We start from the raw sequence: 14955 nt of genomic DNA, 5'->3' as shown, positions 1-14955 counted from the left end.
AAGAGACGATTATGACAAGAAGAAACCTAATTGATTTGTTATCCTTAAACCTTAAAAATGTTTATAAGTTCAATATCCAAGAAAATCCACAAATGAGCTTTTGGTAGTTTTAATTGGACAGCAGTGATTCTCGGGCATTGACGTTGACAATTTCAATATTTTATGATATCATTTTCAGTTGCTATATATTTGGCAGCACTTTTCTTGCATTTCGCAGGATAAGTCGTTCATTTCATGGAGGAAAACAGACATGAAGAAAGAAACCAATGAAAAAAAACCGGAACTCAGAATGGTAATGGAAATAAACGGAAAGCAAATATGGTCCGACAAGAAGGGCGAGATATCCATAAACAACAGAATTTTGACCTTCAAAGACGGAAGCACATATGATATGGGGACGGGCAAAACATGCAATTGCGGAAAGGGAACGATCGAGGTCAAAATACCGGGCGAAGAAAGAGAGGAGGAAAAAGACACTGTTATCGGTCCAAGATCTTTCAACTCCCGCGAACTGAAAATATCCGGCCTGAACGCACACGTTACGATCATGCCGCATAGCGAAAAGCATACCGAAGTCACCATCTCCGGTTCGGAAAAAGCATGCAGGCATATATCGTTGTCGGAGAAGGGAGAAACACTGACGATCAGATCAGACGGAAAGACCGGATCTTCTTCGCAAAACATCTTTTCCATCGGAGAAAGCACGAACATCCAGCAGATCGTATCCGGAGATACTTTTATGAACATCAGACAATCCATCTCGATAGATGAAGAAGGAACAAATACCCGCATAGTCATCGGCAGCTGCAATGAGAAAAGAACTCACGTGGATATCAAGGTTCCCGAGGGAATGGCCATAAGCGTCACTAATGTGGACGGCATGGTCAAGATCGGAGATACCGAGGGAGTGCTTCGTTTTACAAGCTGTACCCGCTATCACTCATTCATCGGAAAGATAAAAGGTTGCGAACTTGAATCCGGAGGTAAGGGAAACATTTCGATCAAGAGAGTCGACGGGACCGTTCGGGCCAAATTGAACGACCGTGGGAGCATATCGATCGACAGCGGAGACCTGACGTATCTGACAGTGCAGAACAATTCGTATGGAAATTTCCAGTTCGACGGAAAAACAGTGCAAACGGACCTGACTAACAGCGGACACGGCATGATCCTGCTCAAGGAAGCTTCCGGTGTCCTTTCGGCGCATATCAATGAACGAGGCAAGATCACGATCAACGGTGGACACCTTCAAACGCTTAACGTAGTGAATAATGGCCGGGGCGATTTCAGCTTCAATGGGGAAACGGAAAATTCGGACCTGACGGCCAATGATCGCGGAAGTATTTATGTGAACAAAAGCAAAAACCGTCCATATGAAAAAAGGAATGGCCGGGGAGAAATAGAGGTAGGAAACTGGCAATAGAAGCGGAAAAAATAAATCAAAACTGCCGAGGGAAAAACATCCCGAGGCGGCTTTTTTATTATGATGCCGGAGCCTGCCCGTCCGGCAGGCAGCGAAGTTGGGATAACCTTCCACTGGATTGACATGATCATTTCCCGGATCATTTAAGGTTACATCTCCTAAACTCCGCCCTATCTCCCGCTATCCGACAAACACAAAACAAAAAACCGGCCCCGCAAGGAGGCCGATTTTTCTCACAAATTATTATGCTCGTGATACATTAGTCGCGGCAGGGCCTTTGTCAGTCTGAGTAACTTCGAAAGACACAGTGTCTCCGACCTTCAGATCCGCAAATGCTACGCCAACTAAAGCTTTTGAATGAAAGAAAATGTCCTTTTCTTCGCCTTCGCGAGAAATGAATCCAAATCCTCTTTCGTTGATAGTTTTGATAGTACCATTCATACGATTATTTTTTTCTTATTTTTTATTATTCTTTATTACGAGAAACTCGACGATTTTTCCGCTTCATAAATTATGCAGTAATTATATACTATTTTTTATCTTTTGTCAAGACTTTCCCTCTGTCTTTTCCTCTGTCTATAAAATCTGATTGACCGGGAAATATTTACATGATAAGCTTTTTGCAGTATAGCCCACACAGACACGCAAGGGTGATGTACATGGAAAATACGAAAAAAACAACCAAAGAGACAATGCCACAGGAAGAGATCATGCAAAAAGCGGCAGCCGGATGTTCGTTTCTGGCCAATGACATAGTGGCCCAGCCGGCCATTCCCGAAGAAATGAAATCGCGCATGGCTTTTGCGGTCATCATAAAAAAAACGTCCGAATTGGGACTGACTGCGGAATCTCAGGCAGAGCTCCTGTCGGATATAGTCGATTCGGTGATCCTGCCGCACAAAATACAGCAAACGTGCGGCGAATGCCGGAAAAGCGGACGAGCGGGAACCAACCCGAAAAATAAAACAGACGGAACGGAAGGCATGTATGCATGAGAATCAAAAATTCTCATTTTTTTTATCCGAAGATCGCGCTCTTCCAAAATGCGAACCGGGACCGATACATTGACTTTTGCAGATATTAATATATACTTTTGAAGCCGTAAACAACCGTTCAAATTACGGCGAGGTGACTTGAAATGTATTACAGGTATTTTATAGAATGGCTCTCGACACTGCTATTAAAACTCGTCCTGGCAATTGCCGTCGGCGCAATTTCTATGGCATTGTTCCTGAACGGCACAAGCAATAAGAACATGATCGCGCTGGGCCTCGGACTGATCATAAACATGATCGCGCTGAAGCTGATACTGAACTTTGCAAGGACCATGATCGTCCCATGGAAAGGAGGTGGCGGAACGGATCTCCCCTTCCAGATGGAAGACTGGGAATCATATGCGGCCTACAAAAAAAGGATGGATGGCGAAAAAGCATACAAAAACAACAAAAACGAAGTTATACCAATTTGAACTTCGTCTTTTTTTATGTCCAAAAAATCGGCGGATACGTCTGCAAGAGTTATGGAATTTCTTTCGCCTTCTCATAAACCGCTTCAAGCTCATCGACTATTCCGCCATCCAATCTCCCCCTTGCGATCCTGAGAACTTCCCCGTAATACCATATCTTCTTATCTTTGGGGGCATTGAACTTCTCCCATATCTTCCCGCCGTTATCTCCGTATTCCCCGATCAAGGAACTCAGATTGTGGATCTTGTCCGCGCAGGACAGCATCAATGAGTCATCAGAAGCCACCTTGAGGTGTTCAAGATATCCGGTCTTCCTCTCGACCCAGGACGCTTTTTCTCCCTTTTCCTTTTTCAGGCTCACGTCTTCGGAAACATCAGCGACCAGCCGGGCAACCCTTTCCCCGAATTCTTTTTCCATATCTTTTCTGTCATACCCGTCGACATCCTCCAAAACATCGTGAAGAAGCCCCGCAACGACCAGGTCTTCATCATCCGTGTAATGGGCCAGAATAAATGCGACCGAATAGGGATGGGAAATATACGGCGACCCGTCGCTCTTTCTTTTTTGCCCGAGATGCAAAATACTAGCTCTTTTTATCGCCTTTTGGATCCTTGGTGTCAGTTTCATATTTTTATTAACAAATTAAACGCACATTCATCAATCTTGTCGAAGCAACGGATCAATCGTTCAAGCCATATTCAAATAACCGAACAGGAATGCCTTTCGCCCTCGCCTTCTCAATCGTATCTCTGGTTCCTCCGCCTTCGCTTTCTTTTGTCCTCGCCAAAAAAGCCACAAGCTCATCCGAGACATCTACGACAGCGGAATTGCGTTTATAATACTTCCGTTTTTTTGTTTCCTCGTTGAAATCTTCATCCGGATCTTCGATCAAGGCATCGGGATTGATTTTCTTCAGGGCTTCCAATTGGCTCACCAGATTTTCCGCCTGCTTGCCCGTGATCGAACCAAGCACAGCATGCCTCTGATAATGAGCGGCATAAGCCTTTAGCATCGTGGGCAAATATATTCTGATCCTTTGTGCCCCGGGATCGACCTTCAGCGCCTCATCCAACGCGATAGAGTCAACGCCCAATGCCCCTCCGGAAACAATGCCATCGCCTCTTGTCATGATCTCACGCACAATAAGCCTGACCTTTTCTTCAATTTCCCGGTTTGTTTTTCGCCAGCTTCCGCTGATCCCGAACCATTTCATATTTGCGGCTATTTTTAATTGATCATAATGAGTTGAAACAAAAAAGCTATCTCAATATCCCAGCCATAACAATAATTTTATGTGACAAAAAACAAAAGTGCTCACGCCACGGGCGACAAAATGTTCTGAACCCGTCCGACTTGCCCGTCTTCCAGGCGCACCTTGATTCCATGCGGGTGAAAATCGGAATTCGTCAGAATTTCCGCCACTATGCCAGAAGTGAACTTTCCGGTCCTTTGGTCGGCTTTCAGCACAACCTCCACTCTCGAACCGATCCTTATGTCTTCTCTGTTTTGTCCGTTCATAAATTTGATATTATTGTTTTTTTGCGCTGGATGTAATTTTCGTTGCGATAAGAAGCACCTGACACTTTTTTTCCCATCAAATCTCTTTCAATTCTTTCAGCCGGCGATATTGCATAATCACATTTCACTATGATGTTACATATTATCTTAGTGGTTGCCATTTTAGCTTTTATTACCTTTCTTTTTTTTGCTGTCTGACATCAAATTGAAAAGTAAAAATGCAAGGGATACTTTCGCCTTAGCCAACCGAATGAATATGGCTCAATGTTATCTTCCTTTTTTAATATCTCAACGGCCTACCGCTTCTTTCGGGATCTTGTCTATTGCCCTTTTACATCCTCCAGAACCGGCGATCAGCTTTCTTTGCACTCGATTGATAGTGTCCATACCCATTTTCAGATCTTTTGCCATAGAGTCATAAGAGTCTCCGTTCAAAAGCCTTCTGGCGATCTCAATCCTCCTTGAAAACATCAGGGCTTCGCTCTCACTCAAAAGGTCCTTGAAAATATTTCGACTTCGACCCTGGTTTCGGGCTTGGTGATCGACGACTATAAAAGATCGAGATGCTTCTTTTTGGCATCGCTATTTATTTTGCGAGGGTCAACTTTATACATATTTATATCAATAATCTTTATTTTTCTTTTTATATTATACTATGATATTACATACTATCATAGTGAGGAGAAAAAACGGCACATACCTCTCATAAAATCATAGCTTGCGCCGGAAAACAAGGCAACGGAAGAAAAAGGTTCGGGTAAAAAAGAATTGAATCTCAAAAGAGGCAATTCGGGGATGGATAAGAATTATTCTATCGTCAGCAAGGATCAGGGGCGTCGCCGTGATTTTCAATACATATGAGATGTGATTTTACCATGGAAGAGCAGCGACTTGAACCCGGCACAAATCCGATCCGACATATCTATTGTCCTTTTTATTTATTAAGACTACAATGTTAACCAAGCTTAATAAACAACATCAAGCACGATCCCAAGTTGAACCCAGCCCCGCCACAAGCCACGGGACACCTGACTACCGGCAAGCAGGTTCTGGAACCATAATAAGTTCGTACCTTGAAAATACATGATTCACCGGCTCTAAAAGTTTATTATTTTAATCCAAGAATGGTAAACTTTCAGGGCTGGTAAATCGGATTTTGCCGATCTGAAAGGCAAACAAAGATCTATTGGCTACATAAATAGAAAAGAGGTAAAAGATGAAAAAAAAAGATAAGGACTTGAATTTAGTCGCAGATGCAATGTTGGATAAGCACGGAGGAAATGAAACTGCCGAGGACGGTCAGTTCATATTCAGCGGTAGTTTTGAGCTAAGAGTGCCGGAGGATTACGACCATGATAATCAGCTTGAATCGTTTATTGATAAAAATCGCAAAAGGCTGAGTTATGTCAATGAACATCTTGTCGATTATAACTTCGCTAATGTGACCCAAAAACTTAAGCCGGGTGAAACCTATATCGTAGAGCGATACATTGTAACATCCAAAGAAAACGGGAATACCGGTGAAGATTGCCTGAACTTCTATAAAAAGAAAAAGGCGCTGCTGGTCGGAGCTCAGGGACTATTGGCAGCTTTTCAAGACAATGAAGAGGAGTTCGATAAAAGCATGCACACGGTTTCGTTTGACGAGGAAAAAGCACTCTGCGAAGAATACGTCTATGCAATGCCAAGTTTGTTTTACGTGAGATCTAAAGGCAAATGGAGCATTAATCTCGTCCAGTTCGAATCAACCAACTTCGCCGCCTTTTATTGTCTGCTGCTCTTCCGGGAGAAAGACACTGATCAAAAAAGTGAGAAAAGAAGCGGATCAGGACTGAGAAATATAGAAAGCGAAAAAAATAAAAATAATGCCGACGATCGGTTCAAGCTCTTGGATCAATTGGAGCTGACCGCACCGCAAACAATCAAAGACAATTTCCTGTTCGAAGAGTTTTACAGAGAAAAACATAAAAGATTTTTCGACTATAACAATGAAAACAGTGACGCTAGCTTCGCAACCATCAGCAACAAACTCACTGCCGGCAAAACCTATACAGTGAAGCTCTTTGAAATAAGTCGGGGGAAATTCGTAAGCTCAGAGGAATGTTTGGAATTTTTGAAAACGCAAAAGGCAATTCTTATCGGTTTAGAGGGAGTCTGGCTGGTCTGGAACCATATTCATAAACTGCAACATCTGCAAGAAGCGTTTCCTGCGGGAAAATACGCAGTGTCCTTCGATGAAAAGGAACTATTATGGAAAAACGATCAAGGCCGCAGTCAGGTACCGAATATAGGCCGCGATTTCGAAAACAAATGGAGCTTCTTCCTCGACACTTTCGATGCCAAATGGGACGCCAACTATATTCTCCTGTGCTTCAATGAAAAAGAAACTGAATAAACGGTTCAGAATCGATATTTGGACCCAGGCTTATCACGACACCCGCAAATCGGATGTCTTTTTTTATGACCAGCCTAACATTGGCATATGCATCTATCCGCCTAATTCCGCCAGAAGCCGGCAAACGTCCCGGCGATGAACACGGGACACGGCGCCGTGCCCCGCCCGCTTCGCCGTCGACTTCAACGAGGCGAGTCGAATGATCGGGGCGAATTAGAGATAGGTGTTAAAATAAGTCCTAATTTTCTAGCCTAGGCTTGAAAAGTCAGTCGAGGATAAAATTTGAAAACCCTAATCGCAAAAGTTCGGCTTAAGGATCGCATCGGAAAATTTGTATTCTTGTCTCATCTTGCTGCAATCGATGCTCCCGTTCCCGTCAAAAACCACCTGCCATTCATTCTCGATCTTGACCGCCAGGAAAATGCCTCCCTCGCCCGGTCCGCCCTGGCCGAACAAAACGCTTCCGGCCGCGTGATCCGCATCGCTTTTGGAAACACTTACATTCACTTCGCTCACGGGCTTGTCATATTTTTCCGCCAGTTTTTTTCTGATGACCTCGCCAATGGCAGAATCAGTGTCGCAAGATTCCTCCCAGATCCGCAAACATTTTTGCTTTTGTTCGCACCATGAATATCCGGCCGAACCGATGCAACCATGTTCATCGCGATCGCCGCCCACGAGGGGCGCGGAACATACTATATCGTCTATTTTCCAGACTCCATTTTCCTCTGCAAGTTCAATTTGCGGCTTAACTTGGCTGGAACCGAATTTTTCTTCCATAAAACCCGTCGCCTTGCCGTTCTTCACCCGGAAATCCGTACTTGCTTTCATGCTTTCCGGTACGCTCTGCGCGCAAAAAACAGGGTCCGCTCCCGCCTTGGCCGTTCCTCCCTTTTCCAAGTTCGCGGCAAAATTTGCAGTCGTCAGTCCCGTATTATTCTGGCAATACTCGCCGACCTTTCCGCTCGCTTCAGAAGGAGGATTCTTCAGACAGTTCTCATAATTCTGATAGAGATCATCGATCGCTTTTGGAATGGTCGTTTCGTCATATTTGGAGAAAGTTTTGTCGCCGCTCTCGGTCCGGCTGCCGGGTCCTTTGTAGGCGACGAAATATAATGCAGCACCGATTGCCAGCAGCAACACAACTGCCAGAATGATGGCTTTTTTCATACGCTTTAGTTTAACTTAATTATATACAATATCTTAAGATTCCTTGAAAAAAAAGTAACATGTCATAACATGCCGGATGCCCGCGAGACTATTTGCCTGTTTCCGCCAAAGGCGGAGATCAGATATAAGCATGACAATCATAGCCTCTATGCCTCTATACCTTTCCGCTCCGCACCGAAGACGGATTCCGTTGATAATATTCCTTCAATTCCAGATCGTGATATTTGACTTTGTCAGGTGAAATATCAATACCTAGATAACTCGAAATATTTCCTATATCTTTCTCTGTAAACTCCCACAAATAACAAAAATCACTATAATAAAATAAACGATATCTATACCATTTAGTTAACCTCAACTCTCCCCAAAGACCGGGGTCTATTCTTATTCTTGTTTTATCGGAAGCGATCATAAGTAAATATTTTTTAATCTTAATGAATGGCCAACCGAACGGCACACCGATTTCTATCAACTTAAATTCGGGCCTTTCTTCCTTTTTTATCACATAAGACTGCAACTTAAATATTCCTCTTTCCACAGTTATCGTGCCTGTCGATGAGTCATTTATAATGCGAACTTCCCCCAGATACGATCCCAAAAACCAAAAAATATAAACTGCGGTCAAAAAAACAATAAATACAAAATACACCGCCGCATTCTCCAGCGATAAATATCCGAATCTGATCGTCAAAAGCAAGAAAAAAACAAAATAGATCACGATAGTAGCTATTTTTTCTATTTTTCCAAATTCTATCCTAAGAACGATCGTTTTTTTCGATCCTTCCTGTTTTTGCTTTACAATATAAGGAAACATAGCTTTTGAAATTATATGCTTAGATTTATTTCTTCTGGGCAACAAACACGTGCACCAACGCCTCCACATCGACTTCGTCAGTAGGAAGATCCTTTTCCCTTTTATATATTCTGCCGACCCTGTTTTTGAAATCGTTGTAATATTCAGGTTCGGAAGCAAATCTCTCGTCCCTCTTGACCCTTTCTTTTTTCGAAGCGATCCTGTTCTCCAACACCTTGAAATCAAGGTCCTCGAATATTTTGTCCATTTTATCTCGGAAATACAAAGTAGGATCAAAGGGAGGGATGAAAACTCCTTCTTTATTCAACCTCATTACCATTTTTTTAAGCATGGAAGGATCGACCATATTCCAGATAAAGTAAAGCCTGCCGGGGTCTTCAATATACTCATTGATGACCTGGTAAAAAGGATCTTTCTTGTCCATTTTACTCAAAGCTTCTTTGATCTCTTTTTTGGAAGCGTAACAATGGGACATATAATCTTCTTGTTCCCCAAAATCCAACGTAAACGGTACCGGAAAAATGACCTTCCCCTGGTTTTTGTAATCCTCGATCAAGATGTCTTCATTGTGGCCTAGGTCCAGGAAGTGGATGAATTTTCCGTCTTTCTTTAATATTCTCTTGATCTCTTCCGCCGACTTCTCGGAATTGAAGAGCGTGTCGAACATCGCGTATCCGGTTACAACATCAGCTGAATTATCTTTGAATGGAAGCCTTTCCACGTCCGCTGCCGCAACCTCCCTTTCACTGCCGCCCTCTTTTTGGATCGCGGCAAATTCCGGATTCCTTTCGGTATGCACCATTCTTTTCTCAATACTCTCGGGGACAATACCTGACATTTCCCCTATACCTGAACCAACCTCCACTATTCTCTCATCTTTTTCATTCACATATTCCTTGAGCGTTTCTTCAACAATTTTTGTATTCAAAGGACGATATATTTTACGGACACTTTCATAGATCTCAAATATCTCCGGCTGAGTCCATAGCATATCTTTTATTTTCGCATCTCCTTTCTTTGCCGATGACGATGCGCCGCCTTGCGGCTTTTCCGGTTCGATAAATTCAAATTCTTTCATAGAGATTATTTTAGTTTATAATATAATTCTAAACCACCCCTCATTTCCGCCAAAAACGCCTGACCGGCAGGGACACGGCGTGCCGTGCCCTGTACTATCAAAGATTAGTGCTGGGGTAAATTGCAGATGGAAATAAATCACTTAGAAACCTGAAACGCCTTTTTCGCCTCTTCAATGGCCTTGGGATCAGTGATCTCGTAAACATTATGCTCTTCAATGTGATAGAGAAGATCCACTATAGTCTTCAAAATGATCAAAATTAGCAGGGCAAATATCGGAGCTCCCAAAGCCATTGTAACTATTCCTCCCACAAGGATCACGAAATGCATCACAAAAACCCTGGCATAGGGCTGAAACATTTGCCGGCCCGGAGAAGTTTTGAGATATTCTTTCTTTCCTATAAAGTTTTCGAAGAATGAAAAACCATGGCTCAATAGAAGAAAAAATAGTACATAGAGAAAACCTTCTGACGGATTTCCCAGTTTCCCGAAAAACCCAAGAACGAAGACACCGTGAATCAGAACGAACATCCCATAATGGAAAATAAAAAACACGGCAATGGTTATTTTTCCGTGCCCATAAGTGTTGACCTTCGACTTCATTGGTATTTCCATGCCCCCCGCCCTGAGAACAGACATTTTCTCCCCAGTATCGCTTTCCTTTGCCATCAGTATCTTGAAAATATTGTAGAAACCAATAACCGTATTCTCCGACCAGTAAAGGAATATGACTGAGAACAGATTCCACTCAAAAAAAATCACTCCAAAAAGAGGCGCAAGATTTGAAACGATCAAGGAAAAGCTTGAAGTATCTTTTTTACTGAAAAACAAACCACTCAGGAACTTTTTGAAATCAAATTGCTCTTTTGATGTTATCAGAACCATATTTTATATATTAATGTATTTGCCTATTTCCTCCTACGGCGGGCAGGCATCCCAGTGATAAACACGGGACACAGCGCTGCGCCCCATACTATCTTTAGATTAGTACCGGGGCGAATTAGAGATGGGCGTAAATGTTCTGTCTTAAATTTCTAGCCATAGCAATTATTTTAAGAGAGCGTAAACAAAAGTGTTATTCTACGCTATGGTAATTCATATTATCATAGTGCATGCAATTAGAGCTATTTGTGGCTTTTCTTTTTCTTGGCATCCGAGATCAGGTTAAAAAGCAGAAAATGCAACGGGTATTTTCGTCTGATCCAATTGAACGAGTATGCCGCTCCTGCATCCTCTCTTTCCGATCTATTGAAATTCTTTTTTGTTTCTTTTGAGATTTTTTCTATGGCCTTCTTATATCCTCCGGAGCCAGCAATCAGCCATCTTTGCACACGATTGATCGTATCCATGCCAACCTTCAATTCTCTTGCAATAGAATCATAGGACTCCCCGTTCAAAAGCCTCCTGGCGATCTCAATCCTTCTGGAGAGCATAAGAGCTTCACTCTCGCTCAAAAGATCCTTAAAGAATATTTCCACCTCTCCCCTCGTCGCCAATTTCGCGATAGATGACCACAACAAATCGAGATATTTCTTTTTGGCGTCGATATTTATTTTACGAGGATCAACTTTTGACATATTTTTATTATATATTTGTGCTTATTTTTCTCTGTTAAATATATTATACTATGGTAATTCATATTATCATAGTGCGGGGATGAAAAGATAAGTAAGATAGTATTTATAGAGTATTTATGAGGATGTGGGGAGAAGAAAGTTTCGGAGGCGGAGGGATTCGGAGGAAAAATCGCAGCCGAAGGTGCATCCGACGCGAAGGTGTTCGACCGGAAGTCCGTTCAGAAATCAGATTTTCAATGACAAAAGACCTAAAACCTTAATTCCTCATTTGACAATTCAAACATCCCATATTACACTACCGTCTATCAATTCTCGTTCAAACAGGAGGTAAAAAATGTCAGAATTGATCGACCTATCAAAGGCAATAATGTTTGCGATCTCCAAAGGTCAGCGCTGTACAATCGCGGTTCACAGCAATAACCAATTTGTTTTTGCAACAGCGCAAGCAAGCAGAATGGCCGCCAACAATAACAAACCAAATTTAGTGACTTTTAGGATCGTGGATTTCGACGATCAGAAAAAATATCCCGTAGGAGAAATTATATCCGAAGAATAAAAAGTCAGAAAACGTGATGCAGTTTGAAAATACTGCTCTTTTTTATTACCCCTTTCCCTTCCATCAAAGACAAACACAACTGCTCGCCTATTCCCTCCTACGGTCCGCTTTCGCCAACTCTTTAGCGAGACAAGCGGGCAGGCGCGCGAATTAGAGATAGGTGTGATATTAATTTGATTTTTATTACGACACTATGGTAATTCATCCCAGTCATTCGACTCGCCTCGCTGAAGCTTATGGCGAAACGAGCGGGACAGGTATTGTCATTGTACGAGGAAAATGGTGATTATTGTGTTTGATGTGGAATGTTGAGACCTAACCCCACAAGACTATTGACATTTTTGTTTTTATAGTGTACAATATTGTGTGATTTATTGTATATCGAAAATTGCATATTTGTAAATAATAGTCGATTTTCGCTATATAGCGAATGGAGGTCGTTAAACATGATAGAAATTGTTTTGGTATTATTATTGTTAGTGTGGAACTTTGGAGTCAGTGCGTGGAATGCATATGCAGTTGGTAGCAGCTGGGCAAGAATAGAAGCGACCGGCGGGCTCTTTGGCAAGATAATGCTTTGGTGCGGTTGGATCATGAGTGCAATAGGTTTTACATGGTGTTACCTATTTCTAATAGGTTTCATAATGTATGCTGTTGGCTGGCTTGATCAGGAAGCAGTATCTGCAATGTTCTCGCTGGGATATTTGATCATAATTATCCCCGCTCTCGGAACAGGGTTGATCATTACGATCAATTCATGGATAAATGCATATCGAGAAAGAAGCCTGGGAAATACAGCGATTGCCGCATACAACACTTCCGCACAGTTCTATAACTCCTATAGAGCATTGAGCGCAATCCCTGAAGCGCTAAAAGGCGTAATCGAATTCTTCGGGAAAGGTATGGGAGGAAACAGCGGAGGAAGACGCGATGGGAAAGGAGCGATGGGAATGCTTGTGATCATAGCTTTGATCATTGCAATTGCATTAGGAATATTCACAACCCAATTCATCGCGGACTGGGCCGCAGACAGAGCCGAGACAAATTCCCGCAAAAAACAAGAAACAAAATAACGTATTACCGTTTGAATTCCAAATCCAGACGGTAAATTTTTTTTATTCGTCTATTTCCGCCCAACTTGTCCGCCTCGGGTGGAGGCGGGCAGGCGTCACAGTGATAAACACGGGACACAGCACTGCGCCCCGTAACGTCCGCTCGGGAACAGATTGGTGCCGCGATGGCTTATTGAGTATTGCTTATCTTGTTTTTCGGAATTGTTTTGAGAATGCCAATCAAAGCAAGAACGCTGAATAACATAAATTTTATAAATTCTCCGTGAAACATAAACAACAACAAGCCCAAAGAGCCTATCAAATATGTTAGCTGCAGTCGAATAGACCCGCTGCCGTCCTTTGTTTGATCAGTTTTTGCCTGAGCGCTTATTTTCAATATTATCAACAAAAAAATTACCGACAACGCCAATAGGATATAAAAAGTGGCATCATATGTTCCGCTCTCCAATTCGACAAAACCCTTAAAACTACCGTCTGAAGAAATATTTTTTTTTGAAACACTAACTCCAATAATATATCCCAATAAATTCGGATACTTTTCCGATAGAACTACAAAGAAATTAAAAAATAAAAATATGGCAAAATACGCAAACCATAATCTCTTTGCGCTGATTGTTTCCTTGGGCTGATAGCCTGTAATTTGGTTGTCCATATCTTTTAATCATTAACGATAAATCAAGATTGAGTGAATTAATTTCCTTATTCTCCTATTCCCTCCTACGGTCCGCTTTCGCCAACGCTTTAGCGAGACAAGCGGGCAGGCGCGCTGCGCCCCGTCGAATGACCGGGGCGAATTAGATATAGTCTATTCTTAATTCTTACCTTCGAAGTCTTTGAGGATCTGTAGATATTTTGATTGGATGTCTTCGGGAATTTGCGGGTGTTCAAGCTCGGAGATCTCGCCATTGTTCTTTATGATCTTGTTTATCTCGTCAAAATAAAATCCATCCAAGGTTGCGACAAAAAATATCAATGACTTTTCGATCTTTAATCAAATTCTGAGAATAAATATCCGATCCCATATAATGACATAAAAACACTGGCGCTGAATAATTTGAATGAAATCTGACTATTCAAATGTTTGCGAAAAATCATTGCAGCGCCTGATGCGATAACAATCCAAAAACCTAAATTCAAATAAAATAAACTCCATGTTACAATCGGCGGCTCATCACCGCCCAATGCGGCAGGCGGATATTCAAAAGCCATAATTGGAAATCCTCCCAGTGCGGCAGGAGCCGGATTAGAAAAATCGATATAGTTATACGGCAACCCTTGATATGAAGCAAACAGCGAAATCCACATCATTATAATTCCCAGCGACAAAGCTGTTGCTGTTATGATGCGAATGTCTTTAGATATTTTAATTTGAACTGCGAACAAAATCCCGATTATTCCAATATATAGCCACGAAAAAGAATTTAACATGACTAAAGACACCATTCCCATAACTGGAAGCATTATCAACGAAATAAACTGCATAACATAGAAACCAATCAATTCACTTATTTCCATAGTATAATTATGTTAACACTTTCTAAATAACTATCGCAAAAAATATAAAACTATAAACCCTTTTTACTATTCGCCTATTTCCGCCCAAGGCGGACACGGCGCGCGAATTAGAGATAGGTGAATTACTTAACTGCTTGGGGCAGGAGGATGTTTCTCAATCGCAGAGATTCCCCTGCGAAATCGCATCCGACACGGAGGTGTTCGACCGGAAGAACAATTTCTTTTCAAATAAAAGTACCTGACGTGCTCTGTAGAAAACATCCTCATTTTACCAAGACAGCACAATAGCTACATTGTGCGTGAATATTCTTAGCATGATTTCCCTGCACTGGCTCCAGAATGTCCGCGCGCGCAAGAAGCTATCCAAATTT

The 14955-nt window shown here is 42.1% G+C and carries 19 protein-coding genes; 6 read left to right on the top strand and 13 right to left on the bottom strand.

Annotation, left to right across the window (positions count from 1 at the left end):
• Positions 1 to 250: 250 nt before the first annotated feature.
• Complete coding sequence (locus WC788_09530) at positions 251 to 1423, top strand: hypothetical protein (GenBank protein ID MFA6097837.1); 1173 nt, start codon at positions 251 to 253, stop codon at positions 1421 to 1423.
• 243 nt (positions 1424 to 1666) lie between these two features.
• Here the strand turns inward: WC788_09530 and WC788_09525 are convergent, their stop codons facing one another.
• Positions 1667 to 1864 (bottom strand): cold shock domain-containing protein, encoded by a 198-nt coding sequence (locus WC788_09525; GenBank protein MFA6097836.1) that lies wholly within the window; start codon positions 1862 to 1864, stop codon positions 1667 to 1669.
• 218 nt (positions 1865 to 2082) lie between these two features.
• Here WC788_09525 and WC788_09520 point away from each other — a divergent pair, with 218 nt between their 5' ends.
• Positions 2083 to 2418: a hypothetical protein gene (locus WC788_09520; GenBank protein MFA6097835.1), complete on the top strand. Its 336-nt coding sequence runs from the start codon at positions 2083 to 2085 to the stop codon at positions 2416 to 2418.
• Positions 2419 to 2561: 143 nt separating this feature from the next.
• Entirely contained in the window at positions 2562 to 2891 is a 330-nt protein-coding gene (locus WC788_09515) for a hypothetical protein (protein ID MFA6097834.1), read from the top strand.
• A 49-nt stretch (positions 2892 to 2940) separates the two neighbouring features.
• Here the strand turns inward: WC788_09515 and WC788_09510 are convergent, their stop codons facing one another.
• From WC788_09510 to WC788_09495, 4 genes are all read right to left on the bottom strand, one after another.
• A complete protein-coding gene (locus WC788_09510; GenBank protein MFA6097833.1) occupies positions 2941 to 3516 on the bottom strand; it encodes an HD domain-containing protein in 576 nt (191 codons plus the stop codon).
• A gap of 52 nt (positions 3517 to 3568) precedes the next feature.
• Positions 3569 to 4102, bottom strand: coding sequence for a hypothetical protein (locus tag WC788_09505; protein MFA6097832.1), 534 nt, complete (start codon positions 4100 to 4102; stop codon positions 3569 to 3571).
• A gap of 101 nt (positions 4103 to 4203) precedes the next feature.
• Positions 4204 to 4407, bottom strand: a complete 204-nt coding sequence (locus WC788_09500; protein ID MFA6097831.1) for a YwbE family protein — start codon at positions 4405 to 4407, stop codon at positions 4204 to 4206.
• Between the two features lie 288 nt (positions 4408 to 4695).
• Positions 4696 to 4959, bottom strand: a complete 264-nt coding sequence (locus WC788_09495) for a Trp family transcriptional regulator (GenBank protein ID MFA6097830.1) — start codon at positions 4957 to 4959, stop codon at positions 4696 to 4698.
• A 664-nt stretch (positions 4960 to 5623) separates the two neighbouring features.
• Here WC788_09495 and WC788_09490 point away from each other — a divergent pair.
• Positions 5624 to 6802: a hypothetical protein gene (locus WC788_09490; protein ID MFA6097829.1), complete on the top strand. Its 1179-nt coding sequence runs from the start codon at positions 5624 to 5626 to the stop codon at positions 6800 to 6802.
• Between the two features lie 291 nt (positions 6803 to 7093).
• On the opposite strand, the gene WC788_09485 is transcribed toward WC788_09490, so the two are convergent.
• From WC788_09485 to WC788_09465, 5 genes are all read right to left on the bottom strand, one after another.
• A complete protein-coding gene (locus WC788_09485; protein MFA6097828.1) occupies positions 7094 to 7972 on the bottom strand; it encodes a hypothetical protein in 879 nt (292 codons plus the stop codon).
• 154 nt (positions 7973 to 8126) lie between these two features.
• Positions 8127 to 8786, bottom strand: coding sequence for a hypothetical protein (locus WC788_09480; GenBank protein MFA6097827.1), 660 nt, complete (start codon positions 8784 to 8786; stop codon positions 8127 to 8129).
• A gap of 25 nt (positions 8787 to 8811) precedes the next feature.
• A complete protein-coding gene (locus tag WC788_09475; GenBank protein MFA6097826.1) occupies positions 8812 to 9864 on the bottom strand; it encodes a class I SAM-dependent methyltransferase in 1053 nt (350 codons plus the stop codon).
• Positions 9865 to 10001: 137 nt separating this feature from the next.
• Complete coding sequence (locus tag WC788_09470; GenBank protein ID MFA6097825.1) at positions 10002 to 10748, bottom strand: DUF6498-containing protein; 747 nt, start codon at positions 10746 to 10748, stop codon at positions 10002 to 10004.
• A gap of 239 nt (positions 10749 to 10987) precedes the next feature.
• The gene (locus WC788_09465) at positions 10988 to 11440 is read right to left on the bottom strand and encodes a YerC/YecD family TrpR-related protein (GenBank protein ID MFA6097824.1); all 453 of its coding nucleotides are present in this window, start codon (positions 11438 to 11440) and stop codon (positions 10988 to 10990) included.
• A gap of 334 nt (positions 11441 to 11774) precedes the next feature.
• Between WC788_09465 and WC788_09460 the strand changes: the two genes are divergently transcribed.
• Together WC788_09460 and WC788_09455 are read left to right on the top strand one after the other, a co-directional pair.
• Positions 11775 to 11996, top strand: coding sequence for a hypothetical protein (locus WC788_09460; GenBank protein MFA6097823.1), 222 nt, complete (start codon positions 11775 to 11777; stop codon positions 11994 to 11996).
• Positions 11997 to 12442: 446 nt separating this feature from the next.
• Complete coding sequence (locus WC788_09455; GenBank protein ID MFA6097822.1) at positions 12443 to 13069, top strand: hypothetical protein; 627 nt, start codon at positions 12443 to 12445, stop codon at positions 13067 to 13069.
• A gap of 169 nt (positions 13070 to 13238) precedes the next feature.
• Here the strand turns inward: WC788_09455 and WC788_09450 are convergent, their stop codons facing one another.
• The 3 genes from WC788_09450 to WC788_09440 all read right to left on the bottom strand — a co-directional run bounded on the left by WC788_09450 (position 13239) and on the right by WC788_09440 (position 14584).
• On the bottom strand, positions 13239 to 13721 hold the full coding sequence (locus WC788_09450; GenBank protein ID MFA6097821.1) for a hypothetical protein: 483 nt from the start codon (positions 13719 to 13721) through the stop codon (positions 13239 to 13241).
• A 159-nt stretch (positions 13722 to 13880) separates the two neighbouring features.
• Entirely contained in the window at positions 13881 to 14042 is a 162-nt protein-coding gene (locus WC788_09445; protein MFA6097820.1) for a hypothetical protein, read from the bottom strand.
• A 14-nt stretch (positions 14043 to 14056) separates the two neighbouring features.
• Positions 14057 to 14584: a hypothetical protein gene (locus WC788_09440; protein ID MFA6097819.1), complete on the bottom strand. Its 528-nt coding sequence runs from the start codon at positions 14582 to 14584 to the stop codon at positions 14057 to 14059.
• Between the last annotated feature and the right edge of the window lie 371 nt (positions 14585 to 14955).

Source organism: Candidatus Paceibacterota bacterium, from assembly GCA_041661265.1.
In the GTDB taxonomy this organism is placed as follows: Bacteria; Patescibacteriota; Minisyncoccia; order JAHIHE01; family JAGLIN01; genus JBAZUT01.
Note: the sequence above shows the minus strand (reverse complement) of the source record. Positions and strands in the feature narration are given on the sequence as shown.